This window comes from Amycolatopsis sp. NPDC088138, from assembly GCF_044741685.1.
Taxonomy (GTDB): domain Bacteria; phylum Actinomycetota; class Actinomycetes; order Mycobacteriales; family Pseudonocardiaceae; genus Amycolatopsis.
In genome coordinates, this window is the sequence record NZ_JBIUTB010000004.1 from 918,927 (window position 1) to 935,580 (window position 16,654).

General features: G+C 71.9%; 15 protein-coding genes. 5 read left to right on the forward strand and 10 right to left on the reverse strand.

Going from position 1 to position 16,654, the window contains the following annotated elements; genetic code table 11:
- Positions 1-5: 5 nt before the first annotated feature.
- Genes iolD through ACIOD2_RS25040 form a run of 8 tightly spaced genes read right to left on the reverse strand, consistent with a single transcriptional unit; the run spans position 6 to position 8,283 of the window.
- Positions 6-1,841, reverse strand: a complete 1,836-nt coding sequence (gene iolD / locus ACIOD2_RS25005; RefSeq protein ID WP_400542399.1) for a 3D-(3,5/4)-trihydroxycyclohexane-1,2-dione acylhydrolase (decyclizing) — start codon at positions 1,839-1,841, stop codon at positions 6-8.
- The gene (gene iolB, locus ACIOD2_RS25010; RefSeq protein ID WP_400542402.1) at positions 1,838-2,728 is read right to left on the reverse strand and encodes a 5-deoxy-glucuronate isomerase; all 891 of its coding nucleotides are present in this window, start codon (positions 2,726-2,728) and stop codon (positions 1,838-1,840) included. The genes iolD and iolB overlap by 4 nt, the downstream gene beginning before the upstream one ends.
- Positions 2,725-3,621: an aldolase gene (locus ACIOD2_RS25015; RefSeq protein WP_400542405.1), complete on the reverse strand. Its 897-nt coding sequence runs from the start codon at positions 3,619-3,621 to the stop codon at positions 2,725-2,727. The genes iolB and ACIOD2_RS25015 overlap by 4 nt, the downstream gene beginning before the upstream one ends.
- Positions 3,618-4,547: a 5-dehydro-2-deoxygluconokinase gene (gene iolC, locus ACIOD2_RS25020; protein WP_400542408.1), complete on the reverse strand. Its 930-nt coding sequence runs from the start codon at positions 4,545-4,547 to the stop codon at positions 3,618-3,620. The genes ACIOD2_RS25015 and iolC overlap by 4 nt, the downstream gene beginning before the upstream one ends.
- Positions 4,544-5,329, reverse strand: coding sequence for an ATP-binding cassette domain-containing protein (locus ACIOD2_RS25025; protein WP_400542411.1), 786 nt, complete (start codon positions 5,327-5,329; stop codon positions 4,544-4,546). Before ACIOD2_RS25025 ends, iolC begins: the two co-directional genes overlap by 4 nt.
- Positions 5,326-6,369 (reverse strand): ABC transporter permease, encoded by a 1,044-nt coding sequence (locus ACIOD2_RS25030; RefSeq protein WP_323331694.1) that lies wholly within the window; start codon positions 6,367-6,369, stop codon positions 5,326-5,328. Before ACIOD2_RS25030 ends, ACIOD2_RS25025 begins: the two co-directional genes overlap by 4 nt.
- A 10-nt stretch (positions 6,370-6,379) precedes the next feature.
- Entirely contained in the window at positions 6,380-7,384 is a 1,005-nt protein-coding gene (locus ACIOD2_RS25035) for a sugar ABC transporter substrate-binding protein (protein WP_400542415.1), read from the reverse strand.
- A gap of 20 nt (positions 7,385-7,404) precedes the next feature.
- A complete protein-coding gene (locus ACIOD2_RS25040) occupies positions 7,405-8,283 on the reverse strand; it encodes a TIM barrel protein (RefSeq protein WP_400542418.1) in 879 nt (292 codons plus the stop codon).
- Positions 8,284-8,397: 114 nt separating this feature from the next.
- On the opposite strand from ACIOD2_RS25040, the gene ACIOD2_RS25045 reads away from it, so the two are divergent.
- Genes ACIOD2_RS25045 through ACIOD2_RS25055 form a run of 3 tightly spaced genes read left to right on the forward strand, consistent with a single transcriptional unit; the run spans position 8,398 to position 11,919 of the window.
- On the forward strand, positions 8,398-9,393 hold the full coding sequence (locus ACIOD2_RS25045) for a LacI family DNA-binding transcriptional regulator (protein ID WP_400542421.1): 996 nt from the start codon (positions 8,398-8,400) through the stop codon (positions 9,391-9,393).
- Between the two features lie 8 nt (positions 9,394-9,401).
- Complete coding sequence (locus ACIOD2_RS25050) at positions 9,402-10,889, forward strand: CoA-acylating methylmalonate-semialdehyde dehydrogenase (protein ID WP_400542424.1); 1,488 nt, start codon at positions 9,402-9,404, stop codon at positions 10,887-10,889.
- Positions 10,890-10,917: 28 nt separating this feature from the next.
- A complete protein-coding gene (locus ACIOD2_RS25055) occupies positions 10,918-11,919 on the forward strand; it encodes a Gfo/Idh/MocA family oxidoreductase (RefSeq protein WP_400542427.1) in 1,002 nt (333 codons plus the stop codon).
- Between the two features lie 136 nt (positions 11,920-12,055).
- On the opposite strand, the gene ACIOD2_RS25060 is transcribed toward ACIOD2_RS25055, so the two are convergent.
- A complete protein-coding gene (locus ACIOD2_RS25060) occupies positions 12,056-12,637 on the reverse strand; it encodes a TetR/AcrR family transcriptional regulator (protein ID WP_400542430.1) in 582 nt (193 codons plus the stop codon).
- Positions 12,638-12,699: 62 nt separating this feature from the next.
- Here ACIOD2_RS25060 and ACIOD2_RS25065 point away from each other — a divergent pair, with 62 nt between their 5' ends.
- Positions 12,700-13,191, forward strand: a complete 492-nt coding sequence (locus ACIOD2_RS25065; protein WP_400542433.1) for an SRPBCC family protein — start codon at positions 12,700-12,702, stop codon at positions 13,189-13,191.
- A 16-nt stretch (positions 13,192-13,207) separates the two neighbouring features.
- Here ACIOD2_RS25065 and ACIOD2_RS25070 read toward each other — a convergent pair whose 3' ends face one another.
- Positions 13,208-14,662: an alpha/beta hydrolase gene (locus tag ACIOD2_RS25070; protein WP_400543247.1), complete on the reverse strand. Its 1,455-nt coding sequence runs from the start codon at positions 14,660-14,662 to the stop codon at positions 13,208-13,210.
- 366 nt (positions 14,663-15,028) lie between these two features.
- Here ACIOD2_RS25070 and ACIOD2_RS25075 point away from each other — a divergent pair, with 366 nt between their 5' ends.
- Positions 15,029-16,612 (forward strand): RICIN domain-containing protein, encoded by a 1,584-nt coding sequence (locus ACIOD2_RS25075; protein WP_400542436.1) that lies wholly within the window; start codon positions 15,029-15,031, stop codon positions 16,610-16,612.
- Positions 16,613-16,654 lie beyond the last annotated feature (42 nt).

The following is a 16,654-nucleotide window of genomic DNA, read 5'->3' on the forward strand; positions in this document are numbered from 1 at the left end:
CCGGCTCAGGACCGCAGGTAGCGCACCTGCGTGCCCTTGGACCGCTCGAACTCGTCGCGCCCGGCGAGGTGCTCGGGCACGCCGACCTCCCACCACGCGCCCGCTTCGGTCCACGCCGACGGCTGGGTCTTGACGACCACGACCGCGGGGCGCTTCTCGGCCACCGCGGCTTCACGCGCCTTCGCGTACTCCGCGCGGACGTCGTCCACTGTGGACGCCGTGAACACCAGGCAGCCCAACGACTCGGCGTGGCGGGCGAAGTCAACGCGTGGTGGTGAAGCGTGCGAAGTCGTGCAGTCGGCGTAGAAGTTGTTGAACGGCTTCCCGCCCTGACCCTCCTGGAGCCGCGCGATCACCGCGTAACCGTCGTTGTCGCAGACCACCGCGACGAACGGGTGCCCGGCGAACGCCGCCGAGAACAGCTCCGAGTTCAGCATCAGGTACGAGCCGTCGCCCAGCAGCGTCGTCACGAGACCGTCGTGCGCGATCGCCGCGCCCCACGCGCCCGACAGCTCGTAGCCCATGCACGAGAAGCCGTACTCGACGTCCATGCTCACCGAGCCGGACCCACGCCAGCCGCCGATCAGCTCGCCCGGCATCCCGCCGGACGCCGTCATGACGTAGTCGTTTGCCTCCGAGAGGTCGTTGACCACGCCGACGACCTGCGCGTACGAGGGGATTTCCGCGGTCGCCGACCGCAGTGAGTCGATGTGCGCGTCCCACTTCGCGCGCTCGGTCGCCGCTCGTGACGTCCACGCCGGGTCGACCCGCCAGCTCTCCAGCTGCGCGCCGAGGTCGGCCAGGCCCGCGTCCGCGTCGCCGACCACGGAAAGGGCGCCGTGCTTGACCGCGTCGAACCTCGCCGCGTTCAGCGTGACCAGCCGGACGTCGGGGGAGAAGACCGTCCAGGACGCCGTGGTGAAGTCCTGCAGCCGGGTGCCGACGGCCAGGACGACGTCCGCTTCCGCCGCGACGACGTTCGCCGACGTCGAGCCGGTGATGCCGAGCGGGCCGGCGTTGAGGTCGTGCGTGTGCGGCACGAGCGTGCGGCCCGCGGTGGTCTCGGTGACGGGAATGCCGTGCCGCTCGGCGAAGTCCAGCGCGCGGCGTCCGGCGCCGGAGTAGCGGACGCCACCGCCGAGCACCAGCAGCGGCCGCTTGGACGCGCGCAGCACGCCCGCCGCCTCGGTGACCGCCCGGCGGTCCGGCCGCGGCCGCAGCGGCCGGTGCGTCACCGGCTCGAACAGGGCCTCCGGGAAGTCGTACGTCTCCGCCTGGACGTCCTGCGGCAGTGCCAGGACCACCGGGCCGGCGTCGGCCGGGTCCGTGAGCACCCGCGCGACCTGCGGCAACGCCGAGAGCAGCTGCTCGGGCCGGGTGATCCGGTCGAAGTAGCGGCTGACCGCGCGGAAGGCGTCGTTGGCGGTTGCCGTGCCGTCGCCGAAGGGCTCGATCTGCTGCAGCACCGGGTCCGGCGCGCGGCTGGTGAACGTGTCACCCGGCAGCAGCAGCACCGGCAGCCGGTTCGCGTGCGCGACCCCGGCGGCGGTGACCATGTTCAGCGCGCCCGGCCCGATCGACGACGTCACGACGCCGACCTGCCGCCGGTGTGTCGCCTTCGCGTAGCCGACCGCGGCCAGCGCCATGCCCTGCTCGGTGTGCCCGCGCCAGACCGGGATGTCGCCGCGGTGCTCCTCCAGCGCGGTGCCGAGCCCGAGGACGTTGCCGTGCCCGAAGATCGCGAAGACGCCGGGGAAGAGCGGCACCTCGCGGCCGTCGAGGGTTTCCGAACGCTGGGCGAGGATCCAGCGGACCAGCGCCTGAGCCGTTGTCAGCTTCACTGGACACGCCCCTCGTGGTCGGTCACCGGGCAGCGCGGGTCGAGGTCCTGGGACTTCCACGTGTCGCGGATCCAGGTGTGCGCCGGGTCGTCGCAGAACGCCATCGACCGCTCCTCGGCGGGCCCGGCCAGGACGTTCAGGTAGTACATCGGGTAGCCGGGCGCCGCGACGCACGGGCCGTGGTAACCGCGCGGGATCAGGAAGACGTCGCCGTCGCGCACCGCGACGTCCTCGTCCAGCTCGCCGTCCGCGGTGTACGTCCGGTGCAGTCCGAAGCCCTCGCGCGACGGTGTCACGCCGTCCTGGCCGGCGATCCGGAAGTAGTAGATCTCCTCGTTGACGACCTCGCACTCGGACGCCTCGTCGTGCTTGTGCGGCGGGTACGACGACCAGTTGCCGCCCGGCGTGATCAGCTCGCACGCGTTGAGCTTGTCGGCGTGGTCCCACACCCCGGGCACGCCGAAGTTGGTCACCTGCCGGGTCGCCTGCCCGCCGCCGCGAACCTCGACCGGGACGTCTTCGGCGGGGCCGTACTTCGGTTCGAGCCGTCGGGTGCAGCGGGCCATCGGCAGGGCCACCACCGCGCCGGTGGACGACGTCAGCTCGACCTCGGCGTCGCGCGGGACGTACGCGAAGTCCGTGACGCGGGTGAACACCGAATCACGGCCTTCCAGCTCGAACTCCTCGTCGTCGACGCGGACGGTGAGCGAGCCGGACAGCGGGAGCACGAACGCCTCGAACTCGCCGGTCTCGATCGTGCGCGGGAGCCGCCGGCCGATCTTGAGCACCTGCAGCCCGGTGTACGCCCAGCCCGCCGCCTCCGGCGTCAGCACGATCGGGTCGGAGTCTTCGGAAAGTGTCCCGTGTGGACGGTGCAGCGTGCTCACTTCGCGGCCTCCAGAACCTTCGCGGCCGCATCGACGGCCGAGCCGACGTCGCCGTCGGGCGGGTAGAGCAGGGTGCGGCCGACGACCAGGCCGCGCACGACGTCGTGGCGCAGCGTCCGGCCCCACGACACCAGGTCGCCGGCGGGATCACCCGAGGGCACCCCGCCGAGGATGACGACCGGGAGCGTCGTCGCGCCGAGGACGTCGGGGGAGTCGGTCGAGGGCAGCTTCAGCCAGGTGTGCGCCGACGTCGTGCCGATGCCGGACGCCACCGTGACGGCCCGGGCCAGCGACGCGGGATCCTTCTGCAGCACCAGTTTCCCGCCTTCGCGGGTGTAGGGCAGCGGCTCGACCATCGCCATCAGCCCGTACGCGGCCAGCTCGGTGACGGCGGTCGCGCAGGACTGCAGGGTCGGGATCGTGCCCGGGTCGGAGTCGACCAGGCGCAGCAGCATCTTGCCGCCGTCGAGCCCGCAGTCGATCAGGCTCGCGGCGTCGTAACCGGTGAACCGGTCGTCGATCTCCCAGTCCGCGCCGGCCAGGCCGCCGCGGTTCATCGAGCCGATCACGACCTTGTCGTGCAACGCACCGAGCAGCAGCAGTTCCTCGACGATGTCCGGGGTGCCGAGCAGCCCGTCGACCGCCGGGTTGGCCAGCGCGACGAGCAGCCTGTCCAGCAGCGTCCGGCGGTCGGCCATGGCGAGGGGGTCCTCGCCGACCCCCAGCGCCCCTCGCGCCGGGTGGTCGGCCGCGACCAGGAACAGCGTCCCGGAGTCGGACAGCAGCTTGGAACGGCGTTTGCGTGTCGCGTAGGCCTGGCGGACCGCGCCCGGGTTGGTGGCCCGGGTGTGCAGCAGCTCGCGCCAGCGGTCGTCGGTCAGCAAGGACGTCACAGCAGCTCCTCGATCTCGGCGGCGGTCGGCATCGCGTCGGCGCAGGCCAGCCGGGACGCGACCAGCGCGCCCGCGGCGTTCGCGTACTCCGCGATCCGCACCGGGTCCCAGCCGGACAGCAGCCCGTGGATCAGGGCGCCGCCGAAGCCGTCACCGGCGCCGAGGCCGCAGACGACCTCGACCCGCTGCGGCGGCACCGTCCAGCGGCCGTCCGGCGTGGCGACGAGCACGCCGTCCGCGCCCTTCTTGATCACCGCGAGCCGCAGCCCGCGCTCCAGCATCCGGTCGGCCGCCGTGTCCGGGTCCGCGGTGCCGACGGCGACCTCGGCCTCGGTCCGGTTGCCGACCGCGACCGTGACGTGGTCCAGCATCCCGCCGATCTCCTCGCGGGCCTGCTCGACCGACGTCCAGAACATCGGCCGGTAGTCCAGGTCCAGCACGGTGTGCTCGCGGCGTCCCCGGGTGGCGAGGATCTTCCGCTGGGTCGCCCGCGCCGGTTCGGCGGAGACGCCCGTGCCGGTGACCCACAGCAGCGGCACCGACTCGACGACGTCCCACGGCACGTCCGCCTCGGTGAGCGTGAGGTCGGGCGCGACGGGGGAGCGGTAGAACAGCAGCGGCGGGTCCGCGGGCGGGTTCAGCTCGCAGAACACCACCGGCGTCTGCAGGTCCGGTGAAGTGCCCACATAGGACGGTGAGACGCCGAAGCCGCCGAGGGCCTGCCGGACGTAGTCGCCGAAGCCGTCCGGGCCGACCTTGGTCAGCACGGCGGCCGACCGCCCGAGCCGCGCGGCGGCGACCGCGACGTTGGTCGCGGTCCCGCCGAGCGACTTGGCGAAGGTGCTGACCTCGGCCAGGGGGACGCCGCTCTGCTCGGGGTAGAGGTCGACACCCACCCGGCCGATCGTCAGCGCTTCGAGGGTCATGGCGTCTTTTCCACCTGCCGCAGTTCGTGTTCCAGGGCTTCGAGTTCCGCGCCGCCCGCCATCTGCCGGGTCAGCTCGTTGATGTCGATGTCCTTCTTCTCGTACGAGCCGAGCGGCGCACCCCGCTTGAGCAGCAGGAACCGGTCGGCGACCGGGAAGGCGTGGTGCGGGTTGTGCGTGATCAGCACGACCCCGAGCCCGCGGTCGCGGGCCTGGGCGACGTACTTGAGCACGACGCCGGCCTGCTTGACGCCCAGTGCCGCCGTCGGCTCGTCGAGGATCAGCACCTTCGCGCCGAAGTAGACCGCCCGGGCGATCGCCACGCACTGGCGTTCACCACCCGACAGGGTCCCGACCGGCTGCTCGACGTCCCGCAGGTCGATGCCCATGTCGGACAGCGCCTGCTTGGTCGTCTCGCGGCCCTTCTTGCGGTCGAGCGCCTTGAACGGGCCGAACCCGACCGTCGGCTCGGAGCCGAGGAAGAAGTTCCGCCAGACGCTCATCAGCGGCACCACCGCGAGGTCCTGGTACACGGTCGCGATGCCGTGGTCCAGCGCCTCGCGCGGCGAAGCGAACTTCACCGGCGTGTCCTCGACCAGGAACTCGCCGCGGTCGTGCTGGTGCACCCCGGCCAGGATCTTGATCAGCGTGGACTTCCCGGCGCCGTTGTCGCCGAGCACGCAGGTCACCTCACCCGCGTTGACCACAGTGGACACGTCGCGCAGCGCGATGACGCTGCCGTAGGTCTTGCCGATGTCGCGTACTTCCAGCAGAGGACTCATCGCCGCACCCTTTCCGCGCGCCGCCGGAAGGCGTTGTTGACCAGGACCGCGGCCAGCAGCATGATCCCGAGGAACAGCATGAACCAGTCGCTGTTCCACTGGGCGAACACGATGCCCTGGCGTGCCATGCCGAAGATCAGCGCGCCGATCGCCGCGCCCACCGCCGAGCCGAAGCCGCCGGTGAGCAGGCAGCCGCCGATCACCGCGGCGATGATGTACTGGAACTCCAGCCCGATGCCCTGGTTCGCCTGCACACTGGCGAAGCGCAGGATGTTGATCGAGCCGACCAGCCACGCGCCGACGGCGGTGCCCATGAACAGCAGGATCTTCGTGCGCACCACCGGCACGCCGACCGAGCGGGCCGACACCTGCGACCCGCCGACCGCGAAGATCCAGTTGCCGAACCGGGTCCGCAGCAGCAGCCACGCGGCGATCGCCGTCACGACGATCCACCACACGATCGACGACTGGAACTCGGTGCCGCCGATGTCGAACGTCGAGGCGAACAGGCCGCCGGCGGACTCGTACCCGCTGGTCGAGCGCATCCCCGACACCTGGACGGTGTCGGTGACCAGCCGCGTCACGCCGAGGTTCAGCCCCTGCAGGGCCAGGAACGACCCCAGCGTGACGATGAAGCTGGGCAGGCCGGTCTTCATGACCAGCCACCCGTTGAACGCGCCGACGCCGAGCGCGAACACCAGCGAGACCAGCAGCGCGAGCCAGACGTTCCAGCCCGCCTGCGTCGCCAGGATCGCGGTGACCAGCGACGTCGACGCCGTCATCACGCCCGCCGAGAGGTCGAACTCGCCGCCGACCATGAGCAGCGCGACCACCACGGCCATGATGCCCAGCGTCGACGAGTCGTCGAGCCAGGTCGCCACGCCGAGCGGGCTGAGGAACTGGCCGGTGACGACCGAGAAGAAGACGAACACCAGTACAGCGCCCAGCAGCGCCCCGATCTCCGGGCGGACCACCAGGCGGTCCGTCAGGCTCTTCTTGGCTATGCGTTCATCCGGTTGTGCCTGGATCGCTGCGGTCATCTCAGTCCCCTTATCGGGTGCCGCGCTGCGCGTACGGGGCCACGGTGTCGATGTTGGTCTTGTCGACGAAGCCCGGTCCGGTCTGCACCGGGTGGCCGCCCCCGATGGTGTTGCCGTTCTCCTTGTACAGCTTGAGGAACACGATGGGCAGGTAACCCTGCTCGTACTGCTGCTGGTCGACGGCGAACAGGATGGTGCCCGCCTTGATGGCGGCCACGACGTCGGCGTTCAGGTCGAACGTCGCCACCTGCGCCTTCGAGCTGGCCTCCTTCGCCGCGTCCACCGCGCGGGCGGCGACCTGCGAGTTCAGCGCCAGCACCGCGTCGATCGACGGGTCGGCCTGCAGCGCGCCGCGGATCCGCGCCTGCGCGTCGGTCGGGTTGGAGATGTCGACCTGCAGCGTCGAGACGTTGCCGAAGGCCTGCTTCGCGCCGTCACAGCGCTGGTTCTGGCCGATGTTGCCGGCCTCGTGGATCACGCACAGCAGCTTCGTCTTGCCCGCCGCCTTGAGCCGCTGCCCGGCGCCCTGACCCGCGAGGCCCTCGCTCTGCCCGACGTGCGCGATCGCGCCGAACGACGCGCTCTGGTCCTCGCCGGAGTTGATCGTGACGACCGGGATGCCGGCCTTGACCGCGTTCTGGATCGAGGTCTGCAGCGCCTGCGGGTTCGCCATCGAGACGACCAGGCCGCCGACCTTCTGCGCGACGGCGTTGTCGATCAGCTTGGCCTGGTTGCCGGGGTCGCCGTCGGAGTAGTAGTCGACCCCGACGTTGAGGTCCTTGCCCGCCTGCTCGGCGCCGTTCTTGACGACGTTCCAGAACGCGTCACCGGCGCTGCCGTGGGTGACCACGGCGATCTTGAGCGGGCCGCTCGAACTCGGCGGCGCGGCGGCCGAGGAATTGGCGGTGGAGCTGCTGCTCGAGTTGTCGGCGCTCGGCCCGCTGCAGGCGGCGAGCACCAGTCCGGTGGCGGCCACGGCCGCCACCACGGCGAAGCTTCTCTTGAACGAAAACACAGTCACTCCTTTGGGACCAGTTAGAGGGATTGCACGATCTTCGCGAGTTCGGCCAGGCTCCGCTCGGTGTCGCGGCGAGGCAGGTCGTCGGGGCTCGCCGCGCCGAGGGCGGTGTCCTGTTCGAGGACGTACCAGCCGTCGTAGCCCGCCGCCTGGACGGAGCGCACCATCGACGCCACGTCCACGTCCCCCTCGCCGAGCGGCACGTACAGGCCCCGCCCGACCGCCTCGGTGTAGCCGAGGCTCCCCGCGCGCACCTCGGCGGCGAGGTCTTCGCGGACGTCCTTCAGATGCACGTGCTCCACCCGTTCGGGGAAACGCTTCGCCAGCTCGACCGGATCGGTCCCGCCGATCATCAGGTGCCCGGTGTCCAGGCACAACCCCAGATCGGAGTCGGCGAGGAAGCGCTCGACCTCGGCCTGCTGCTCCACGTGGGTCCCGACGTGCGGGTGCAGCACCGTGCGCAGGCCGTGGCCGCGGGCGATGTCGCGGATCTTGCCGGCCGTTTCGACGAGCGTCGCCCATTCGGCGCCGGTGAGCTGCGGGCGGGCGTCGTACCCGTCGAGCCCGGTCGCGGCGGCGAGCACGAGGACGTCGCCCCCGCACGCGGCGAACAACGCGGCGGACTCTTCGGCTTCGGCGAGGGCCTTTTCCTGGTCGGTGTGCAGCACGACGGCGAGGAAGCCGCCGACGAGGGTCAGGTCGTACTTCCCGAGCAGCTCCCGCAGCTGTGCCGGGTCGCGGGGGAGGTACCCCGGCGGGCCCAGTTCGGTGGCCTGGACGCCGAGTTCCGCCATCTCGGCCAGCACGGTCGGCGCGTCCAGCATCCGGCCCCAGCCAGGGACTTCGCAGACACCCCAGGAGATCGGGGCGGCGGCTACTCGGATCGTCGCTGACACAGAGGGCCTCCGTTGGTCCGTTGGAGCGCTCTATTGATTAGAGCGCTCTAATCTTGTAGCGTCCGTCACAGCAAGTCAAGGCCCGAGTTTTGCGAGATCAGGGGAGGTGCGGTCATGCGCCCGACGATGGAGGACGTCGCCGCGCGCGCGGGAGTTTCCCGCGCACTGGTCTCCCTCGTGATGAGGAATTCACCGAAGGTCTCCGACACGCGCCGGGCCGCCGTGCTGCGCGCGGCCGAGGAGCTCGGGTACCAGCCGCACCTCATGGCGCGGTCGCTGGCGAGCCGGACGTCCACGGTGCTCGGCGTGATGGTGAACGACCTGCGCAACGCCTTCTTCGCCGACATCGTCGAAGAGCTGGACACCGCCGCGCAGGCGGCGGGCTTCGACCTGATCCTCAACACCGGCGGCCGCAGCCCCACGCGCGAGTGGAACGCCCTGCACAACCTCCTTTCCTTCCGGCCGGCGGGCATCGTCCTGCTCTCGCCGGTCGTGCCGGCCTCGGCGATCCAGGTCGCGGCCAAGCAGTGCCCGGTCGTGCTGGTCTCGCGCACCGCCCGCGCGTCCACAGTGGACACGGTGAACGACGACGGCGAGGCGGGCTCGGCGCTGGCCGTCGACCACCTGGTCGGCCTCGGGCACCGGCGCATCGCCCACCTCGACGGCGGCGGCGCGGCCGGGGCGGCGCAGCGGCGGCGCGGCTTCGAGACCGCCATGCGGAGCCACGGGCTCGAACCGATCGTGGTGCGCAGCGAGCACACCGACGTCGGCGGCGAGAACGCCGTGCGGGAGCTGCTGGCCACGTACTCGTGCCCGGACCTGCCCACGGGGCTGGTCTCCGGCAACGACTTCAACGCCGTGGGCGCGATCTCGGCGCTCGAGGAAGCCGGGTTGCGCGTGCCGGAGGACGTCTCCGTCGTCGGCTACGACAACACGTCGCTCGCCGCGTTGCGGCACCTCTCGCTGACCACGGTCGACCAGTCGCGCAAGGACATGGCCCGGCTGGCCTTCGAAGCCCTGATCGAGCGCGTGCGCGGGGAGCGCACCGAACCGGTCCGGCACCTGCTGCACCCGTCACTGGTGGTCCGCGCGACCACTGCCCGAGCTTAGGAGCGATCGTGTCCGAACCCGTCCCGCACTGGATCGACGGCGCCCGCACCGCCGGGGTGACGTCCCGTCGGGGCGACGTCTTCCAGCCCGCGACCGGCGAGGTGTCCCGGCAGGTCGTCCTGGCCGGTCCGGCCGACGTGGACGCCGCGGTGGCGTCGGCGGTCAAGGCGTCGCTCGACTGGTCCGACAGCTCGCTGTCGGCCCGCACCCGCATCCTGTTCAAGTTCCGCGAACTGGTCGACGCGCACCGCGGCGAACTCGCCGCGCTGATCACCGCGGAGCACGGCAAGGTGCTGTCGGACGCCGCCGGTGAGGTGCAGCGCGGCCTCGAGGTCGTCGAGTTCGCCTGCGGCATCGCCCAGGTCCTCAAGGGCGAGCGCTCCGACCAGGTCTCCCGCGGCATCGACGCGTACTCGCTGCGCCAGCCGCTCGGGGTCGTCGCCGGCATCACGCCGTTCAACTTCCCGGTGATGGTGCCGATGTGGATGTTCCCGATCGCCATCGCGTGCGGCAACACGTTCGTGCTCAAGCCGTCCGACCGCGACCCGTCGGCGTCGGTCCGGCTCGCCGAGCTGTTCGCCGAGGCCGGGCTGCCGCCGGGCGTGCTCAACGTCGTCCAGGGGGACGCCGAGGCGGTCAACGCGCTGCTCGTGCACCCCGACATCGCCGGGGTGTCGTTCGTCGGGTCGACGCCGATCGCCCGCCACGTCTACGAAACCGGCACGGCCGCGGGCAAGCGCGTCCAGGCCCTCGGCGGCGCGAAGAACCACATGGTCGTGCTCCCGGACGCCGACCTCGACGGTGCGGCCGACGCGGCGGTGTCCGCGGGCTACGGCAGCGCGGGGGAGCGGTGCATGGCGATCTCGGTCGTCGTGGCGGTCGGCGACCGCGGTGACGAATTGGTCGAGGCGATCGCGTCACGGACCCGCGAGCTGAAGACGGGCCCGGGCACGGACTCGGCGTCACAGATGGGGCCGGTGGTCACCGGCGCCGCGCGCGACCGGATCCTGTCCTATGTGGACGAGGGGGAGAAGGCGGGCGCGTCCCTGGTCGTCGACGGCCGCACGTTCGACGGGCCCGGCGACGGGTTCTGGGTCGGGCCGACGCTGTTCGACCACGTCACGACCGACATGTCCGTCTACACCGACGAGATCTTCGGCCCGGTGCTGGTGGTCGTCCGCGCGGACAGCTTCGAGGAGGCGCTCGCGCTGGTGAACGCCAACCCGTACGGCAACGGCACGGCGATCTTCACCACCGACGGCCTGGCCGCGCGCGAGTTCGAGCGCCGGGTGCAGGTGGGCATGGTCGGCATCAACGTCCCGATCCCGGTCCCGATGGCCTACTACTCCTTCGGCGGCTGGAAGGACTCGCTGTTCGGCGACACCCACGTCCACGGCGCCGAGGGCGTCCGGTTCTACACGCGGGCGAAAGCCGTCACGTCACGCTGGCCGCGTCAGGCGCAAGGCGTCGACCTGGGCTTCCCCACGCACGGCTGATCTTCAGGACACAGGAGGGTTTACGACGATGAGGTTGGGACTGGCGGGCACCGGGCGGATCGGCACCGCGCACGCGGAGACGCTCAAGGGGTTCGACGAGGTCGAGTCGGTCGTGGTGGCCGACGTCGACACCGCGCGCGCCCAGGCCGCGGGGGCGAAGCTGGGAGTGGAGGTCGCGGCGAGCATCGAGGGGCTGTTCGCCGCGGGCCTCGACGGCCTGGTCGTCACCGCGGCCACCGACGCCCATCCGGGGCTGATCATCGCGGCGGTCGACGCGGGCCTGCCGGTGTTCTGCGAGAAGCCGGTCGCGGCCGACATCCCCGGCACCCTGGCGGTGATCGACCGGATCGGCGCGTCGGACGTTCCGGTCCAGATCGGGTTCCAGCGCCGGTTCGACGCGGGGTACGCGGCAGCCCGGGCGGCCGTCGCGTCGGGGGAGCTGGGCTGGTTGCACACCCTTCGCGCGACGACGTTTGACCCGGCGCCCCCGCCGGCGGAGTACGTCGCCCACTCGGGCGGGCTGTTCCGCGACTGCGGGGTCCACGACTTCGACATCATCCGCTGGGTGAGCGGCCGCGAGGTCGCGGAGGTTTACGCGATCGGTGCCAACCGCGGTGAGCAGTTCTTCGCGGACGCGGGCGACGTCGACACGGCGGCGGCGACCCTCACCCTGGACGACGGCACGTTGGCGACGGTGTCGCTGACCCGCTACAACGGCGCGGGTTACGACGTCCGCCTGGAGGCGCTGGGCTCGGCCGCGAACGTCGTGGTCGGCATGGACGACCGCGCGCCGCTCCGGTCGGTCGAACCGGGCGTCCCGCTGCTGCCGGGCCCGCCGTACCCGGGTTTCATGGAGCGCTTCCGCCCGGCGTACACCACGGAACTGCGAGCGTTCCTCGACGTCGTGGCCGATCGCGCCCCTTCGCCGTGCGTCGCGGCTGACGCGCTCGAAGCGTTCTACATCGCCGAAGCCTGCGAGGTCTCGCGGCGGGAGCGCCGCCCGGTGAAGCTGACAGAGGTCCGCCGCTGACTCCGTGACGGAGAGGTCGACACGCGTGATTGCGAAGCCGACACGCGTGATCAGGGGGACGACACGCCGCGAGCTGGTCGTGTCGTCGCGCCAATCACGCGTGTCGACCCGCCAATCACGCGTGTCGACCTTCTGATCACGGGCGGAGGAGTTTGCGGACTGTGCGTTCGACCAGGTCGGCGGCCTTCGGTGGCGGGGTGCGGCCGGTCGAGAGGTAGCGGTGGACGACCGCGCGCGGGATCTCGACCAGGGCCAGCACCACGTCCTCGTCGGTGCAGCCGGTGAGCGGGGGCAGCGCGAGTGTCGCGCGTTTCAGGACCTTGCGGAGTTCCTCCTCCGCGGCGGTCACCTCGGTGACGGCCTCGGGTGACCAGTCGGCGGGGCCGAAGGCCTGCTTGCCCGCGTCGAGAACCCGCGCGCCGTCGGGGTGCTTGCGGCACCAGCGGACGACGCTCGTCGCGGCCTCGACCGCCGCGTCCACCGAGGCCGCGTCGCCCAGCGTTTCGACGAACAGGTCCTGGAAGTCGCGCAGGGTGCGGAGCCAGAGCGCGGCCAGGAGGGCCGGGCGGTCCGGGAAGCGGTGGTAGATCGAGCCGTTCGGCGCGCCGGTGGCCTTGGCCGTCGCGGCCATCGTGACCGCGCGGGCGCCGCCTTCGGCGAACAACGCCGTGGCGGCGTCGAGGAACTGCGCTGGGGTGTGCGTCGCGGGCCTGCCCATGGTTCTGGAGACTATCCTCTGATAAGTTCTGGAGGACAGTCTCCAGAACGGAGGTTCGCGCCATGGTCCGCAACGTCCACACCCGGCGGTTCCCGCACCCCGTGCCGCCCGAGCTGCTGGCCACCCTCGGCACCCCCGGCGACCGGCTGTGGCCGGTCGCCGACTGGCCGCCCACCCGCCTCGACGGCCCGCCGGTCCCCGGCACGACGGCGGGCCACGGTCCCGTCCGCTACGTGCTCGAGGAAGCCGAGCCTGATCGCCTGCGGTTCCGTTTCACCGCCCCGGCCGGCATGCACGGCTTCCACGAGTTCACGATTTCGGGTGACTCGCTGACCCACGTCCTGGCCGGGACGCTCCACGGCTGGGCCCGGCTGAGCTGGCCCCTGGTGTTCCGCCCCCTGCACGACGCGCTGCTGGAACAACTCCTGGACCGCGCCGAGCTGGCGGTGACCGGCCGGGTCGACCGGCCGGTTCGCTGGTCGCCGTACGTCCGGTTCCTCCGCGCACTGGCCGGCCTGCGTGCCAGGCGGTTGAGCCCGGCCGATCACCGCTGATCGGCCGGGCCCTCGGTCAGTGCGTTTCCGCCGCGCAGAAGGTGTCGCGCGCCGGGCGCTCGCCCGTCACCAGGAAGTCGGTCACCGCGGTGTTGGCGCACTGGTTCCCCGCGACCACGTAGACGCCGTGGCCGCCCTCGTCGGCGGTCACCATCCGGGCCCGGTCCCCGAAGGCCGCGCGCAGCTTGCGGGCGTTCACCAGCGGGGTGCCCGGGTCACGCTGGTTCTGCACCAGGAGCACGTTCGACGGGCCGTTGCCGGTGATCCGCACCTTCGGCTCGGTGGCCGGGGTCGTCCAGTACGCGCACGGCGAGATGTTCGCCGTGGCGGCGCCGAGCATCGGGTAGCGGATCCGGTCGATCGCCACGTTGGCCTGGTAGGTCGCCACCGACCGCGGCCAGCGCGAGTCGGTGCAGACCACGGCGAGCCGGGCCGCCAGCATGTTCTCGGTGACCTCGCCCGTGAGCTTCGGCGTCTCACCCTTGTCCAGCGCCTGCCACGCCGCGGCGAGGTCCGGGAACTGCGCGTCGCCGTAGGAGTAGCTGAACGCCAGCCCGCGGAAGGCCGAGCCGTCGATCCCCGCGACCGGCGCCTTCTCCAGGCGGTCGGCCAGCTCGAAGAACTTGGCGGTCACCTGGGCGGGAGTGGTGCCCAGCCCGTACTCCGGGTGCGCCACCACGAACTTCGCGAAGTCCGGGAACCGGTCCTTCAGGCCCTGGGAGAAGGCGCGCATCGCGTCGATGTCGTAGCCGCCGGGCCCGAGGTTGCTGTCGAGCACGATCTTGTCGCCGCGCCGCGGGAACATCGTCGTGTAGACCGCGCCGAGGTACGTGCCGTAGGACGCGCCCAGGTAGGAGAGTGCGGGCTCGCCCAGCGCCTCCCGGATGCGGTCCATGTCCCGCGCGGTGTTCGCCGTGGTCACGTGCGGCAGCATCCAGCCGGTGCCGGACGTCGCGCACTGCTGGGCCACGGCCTTCGAGTCCTGCGCCTGCTTGACGACGTCGGCGGGGTTCTCGGGGTAGGGTAGGTTGCCGGTCGCCTGCTGCTCCGGCGTCAGATCGCAGGTCACGGGCGAGCTGTGCCCGATGCCGCGCGGGTCGAAACCGATGACGTCGTACTGGTCCCGCACGCTCTGCGGCAGCGGCGCCGGCAGGCTCGGGATGGCCAGCAGCTGCGGGTAGTCCAGCCCTTCGACGCCGGGGCCGCCGGGGTTCGTGAACAGCACGCCGCGCCGCTTTTCGGGGTGCTTGCTCGGCAGGCGCGAGACGGCGATGTCGATCTTGCGGCCGCCGGGGTCGCGGTAGTCCAAGGGAACCGGCAGCGTGGTGCACTCCAGATCGGGCGTGGGGAACGCGCCGGCCGGACAGGGCCCCCACTTCAGCCCGCTTGCCGCCGGCGCGGCGGAGGCGGCGGGCACCACCGCGGTCGCCGTGCCCGCGACGACGGCGGCCGCCAGCAGCATCTTCTTCATCGGTGTCGTGGACATGCCCCGATTCCAGTGCACCGGACGCGGTCCGGGCAGTGTGCCGGCGTCACGAGCACCGGTGACGTGGTGTCACTGGCGCCCGGCGGAGGGCACCCCGTATGGCCTGGTTCACCAACAATCCCCGGAATGGCCGAATCGCCGGGTCCCGCCGGGCGTCCGGGCAGGTCAGGGCCGGAAAGGGCGGTTCGTGAGGTTGATGTCCCGATGTCCGGGACCGCTAGTCTCGGCGCAGCGGCCGGGGAGGGCCGCACGACGAGGGGGACCGGGAACGCCCGAAGGGCTTCCCCGCCGACGCCGTGTGCCGACGCCCGGTCTGTCCGGTGGTTCCACTCGACCCAGGGGTAGTTCAGCATGCGAAGACACAGAGTCCTGCTCGCCGCGGTGCTCGCCGCCGCCGGTGCGCTCCTCGTCCCGGCGTCCGCTTCGGCACTGGCGGGCGGTCAGCCGGTCCAGGACGGCGCCGACCGGTTCGCCGCCAAGATCACGACGGACACGGCGTCCTGCACCGCCGCGCTCGTCGCTCCACAGTGGATAGTCACGGCCGCCGCGTGCCTGCCCGGCGCCGGCGCCCAGCCCGCCCCGCCCGCGAAGCCCGCCACGGTGGTCGTCGGGCGGGCCGACCTCCGCACGAACGCCGGCCAGGTCCTGCGGGTCACCTCGGTGGTCGCCCGCGCCGACCGGGACGTCGCGCTGGCCAAGCTCTCCTACCCGGTGCCCGGCGTCGCGCCGCTGCCGGTGGGGACCACGGCCCCGGCGGCCGCGGAAACCCTGCGGCTGGACGGCTTCGGCCGCACCACCACCGAATGGGTCCCCGACCGCCTGGCGACCGCGCCGTTCACGACCGGTACCGCCACGTCGACGACGATCCCGCTGACCAGCCCGACCGGCGACGACGCGTGCCTCGGCGACGCCGGCGGCCCGCTGCTGCGTTCGCTGAACGGCCGGGTCGAGCTCGCGGGCGTCGCGACCGGGTCGTGGCAGCACCACTGCCTGGCCGTCACCGGGACGCGGCAGGGTTCCGTCGCGGCCCGCACGGACGACATCGCCGGCTGGATCGCCGACCAGGTCGCGCCCCGGACCGTCCGGTTTGCCAACCACTTCTCCCACCGCTGCCTGGCCGTGCTGGGCGCGAACAACGTCAACGACGCGCCCGCGTTCCAGCACGACTGCCCGGCCGCCTACGACGACCAGGCGTGGGAGCTCGAGCCGCAGCCCGCGGGTGGCGTGCTGCTGCGCAACCACTTCACGAAGCGCTGCCTGATCGTGCACAGCGCGAACAACGTCAACGGTGCGCCGCTGATCCAGTTCGACTGCCTGCCTCAGTTCGCCGACCAGCTGTGGGACGTCGTCCCGGTCGACGGCGGCGTCCAGCTGCGCAACCGCGTGACCGGCCGGTGCGCGGTGGTGTTCGGGTCGGACGACCGCAACGGCTCCCCGGCCGCGCAGTTCGACTGCCTGCCCCAGTTCGCGGACCAGGTCTGGGAGGTCTCCGGCCGGCCGGACACGGTCCAGGCGGTCAACAAGTTCTCGCAGCGCTGCCTGGCCGTGCAGGGTTCGAACAACGTCAACGACGCACCGGCGTTCCAGTACGACTGCACGGCGAGCTTCGCGGACCAGGCCTGGGAGCTCGACCCGCAGCCCGCGGGCGGTTTCCTGCTGCGCGACCACGCCACCAAGCGGTGCCTGGTCGCGCACGCGTCGGACAACACCAACGGCGCGGCGCTCACGCAGTACGACTGCCTGCCGCAGTTCGCCGACCAGCGGTGGGACGTGGTCAGCGTGACCGGCGGTGTCCAGCTGCGCAACCTGGGCACGAACCGGTGCGCGGTGGTGTTCGGGTCGAACAACACCAACGGCTCGCCCGCCGCGCAGTTCGACTGCTTGCCGCAGTTCCCGGACCAGGTCTGGGACCTCGTCCCGGTTCCGTCGACCTGACCGGCCCGGGCGGGGACGCGGGTTCGGCCCGGGTCCCCGCCG

Excerpts from the sequence above, each read along its gene's own strand:
- iolC (WP_400542408.1), bottom strand. The coding sequence starts at position 4,547 with ATGACCCTCGAAGCGCTGACGATCGGCCGGGTGGGTGTCGACCTCTAC.
- ACIOD2_RS25060 (WP_400542430.1), bottom strand. The coding sequence starts at position 12,637 with ATGGGCAGGCCCGCGACGCACACCCCAGCGCAGTTCCTCGACGCCGCC.
- ACIOD2_RS25055 (WP_400542427.1), top strand. The coding sequence starts at position 10,918 with ATGAGGTTGGGACTGGCGGGCACCGGGCGGATCGGCACCGCGCACGCG.
- ACIOD2_RS25045 (WP_400542421.1), top strand. The coding sequence starts at position 8,398 with ATGCGCCCGACGATGGAGGACGTCGCCGCGCGCGCGGGAGTTTCCCGC.
- ACIOD2_RS25030 (WP_323331694.1), bottom strand. The coding sequence starts at position 6,369 with ATGACCGCAGCGATCCAGGCACAACCGGATGAACGCATAGCCAAGAAG.
- ACIOD2_RS25075 (WP_400542436.1), top strand. The coding sequence starts at position 15,029 with ATGCGAAGACACAGAGTCCTGCTCGCCGCGGTGCTCGCCGCCGCCGGT.
- ACIOD2_RS25065 (WP_400542433.1), top strand. The coding sequence starts at position 12,700 with ATGGTCCGCAACGTCCACACCCGGCGGTTCCCGCACCCCGTGCCGCCC.
- ACIOD2_RS25025 (WP_400542411.1), bottom strand. The coding sequence starts at position 5,329 with ATGAGTCCTCTGCTGGAAGTACGCGACATCGGCAAGACCTACGGCAGC.
- ACIOD2_RS25070 (WP_400543247.1), bottom strand. The coding sequence starts at position 14,662 with ATGAAGAAGATGCTGCTGGCGGCCGCCGTCGTCGCGGGCACGGCGACC.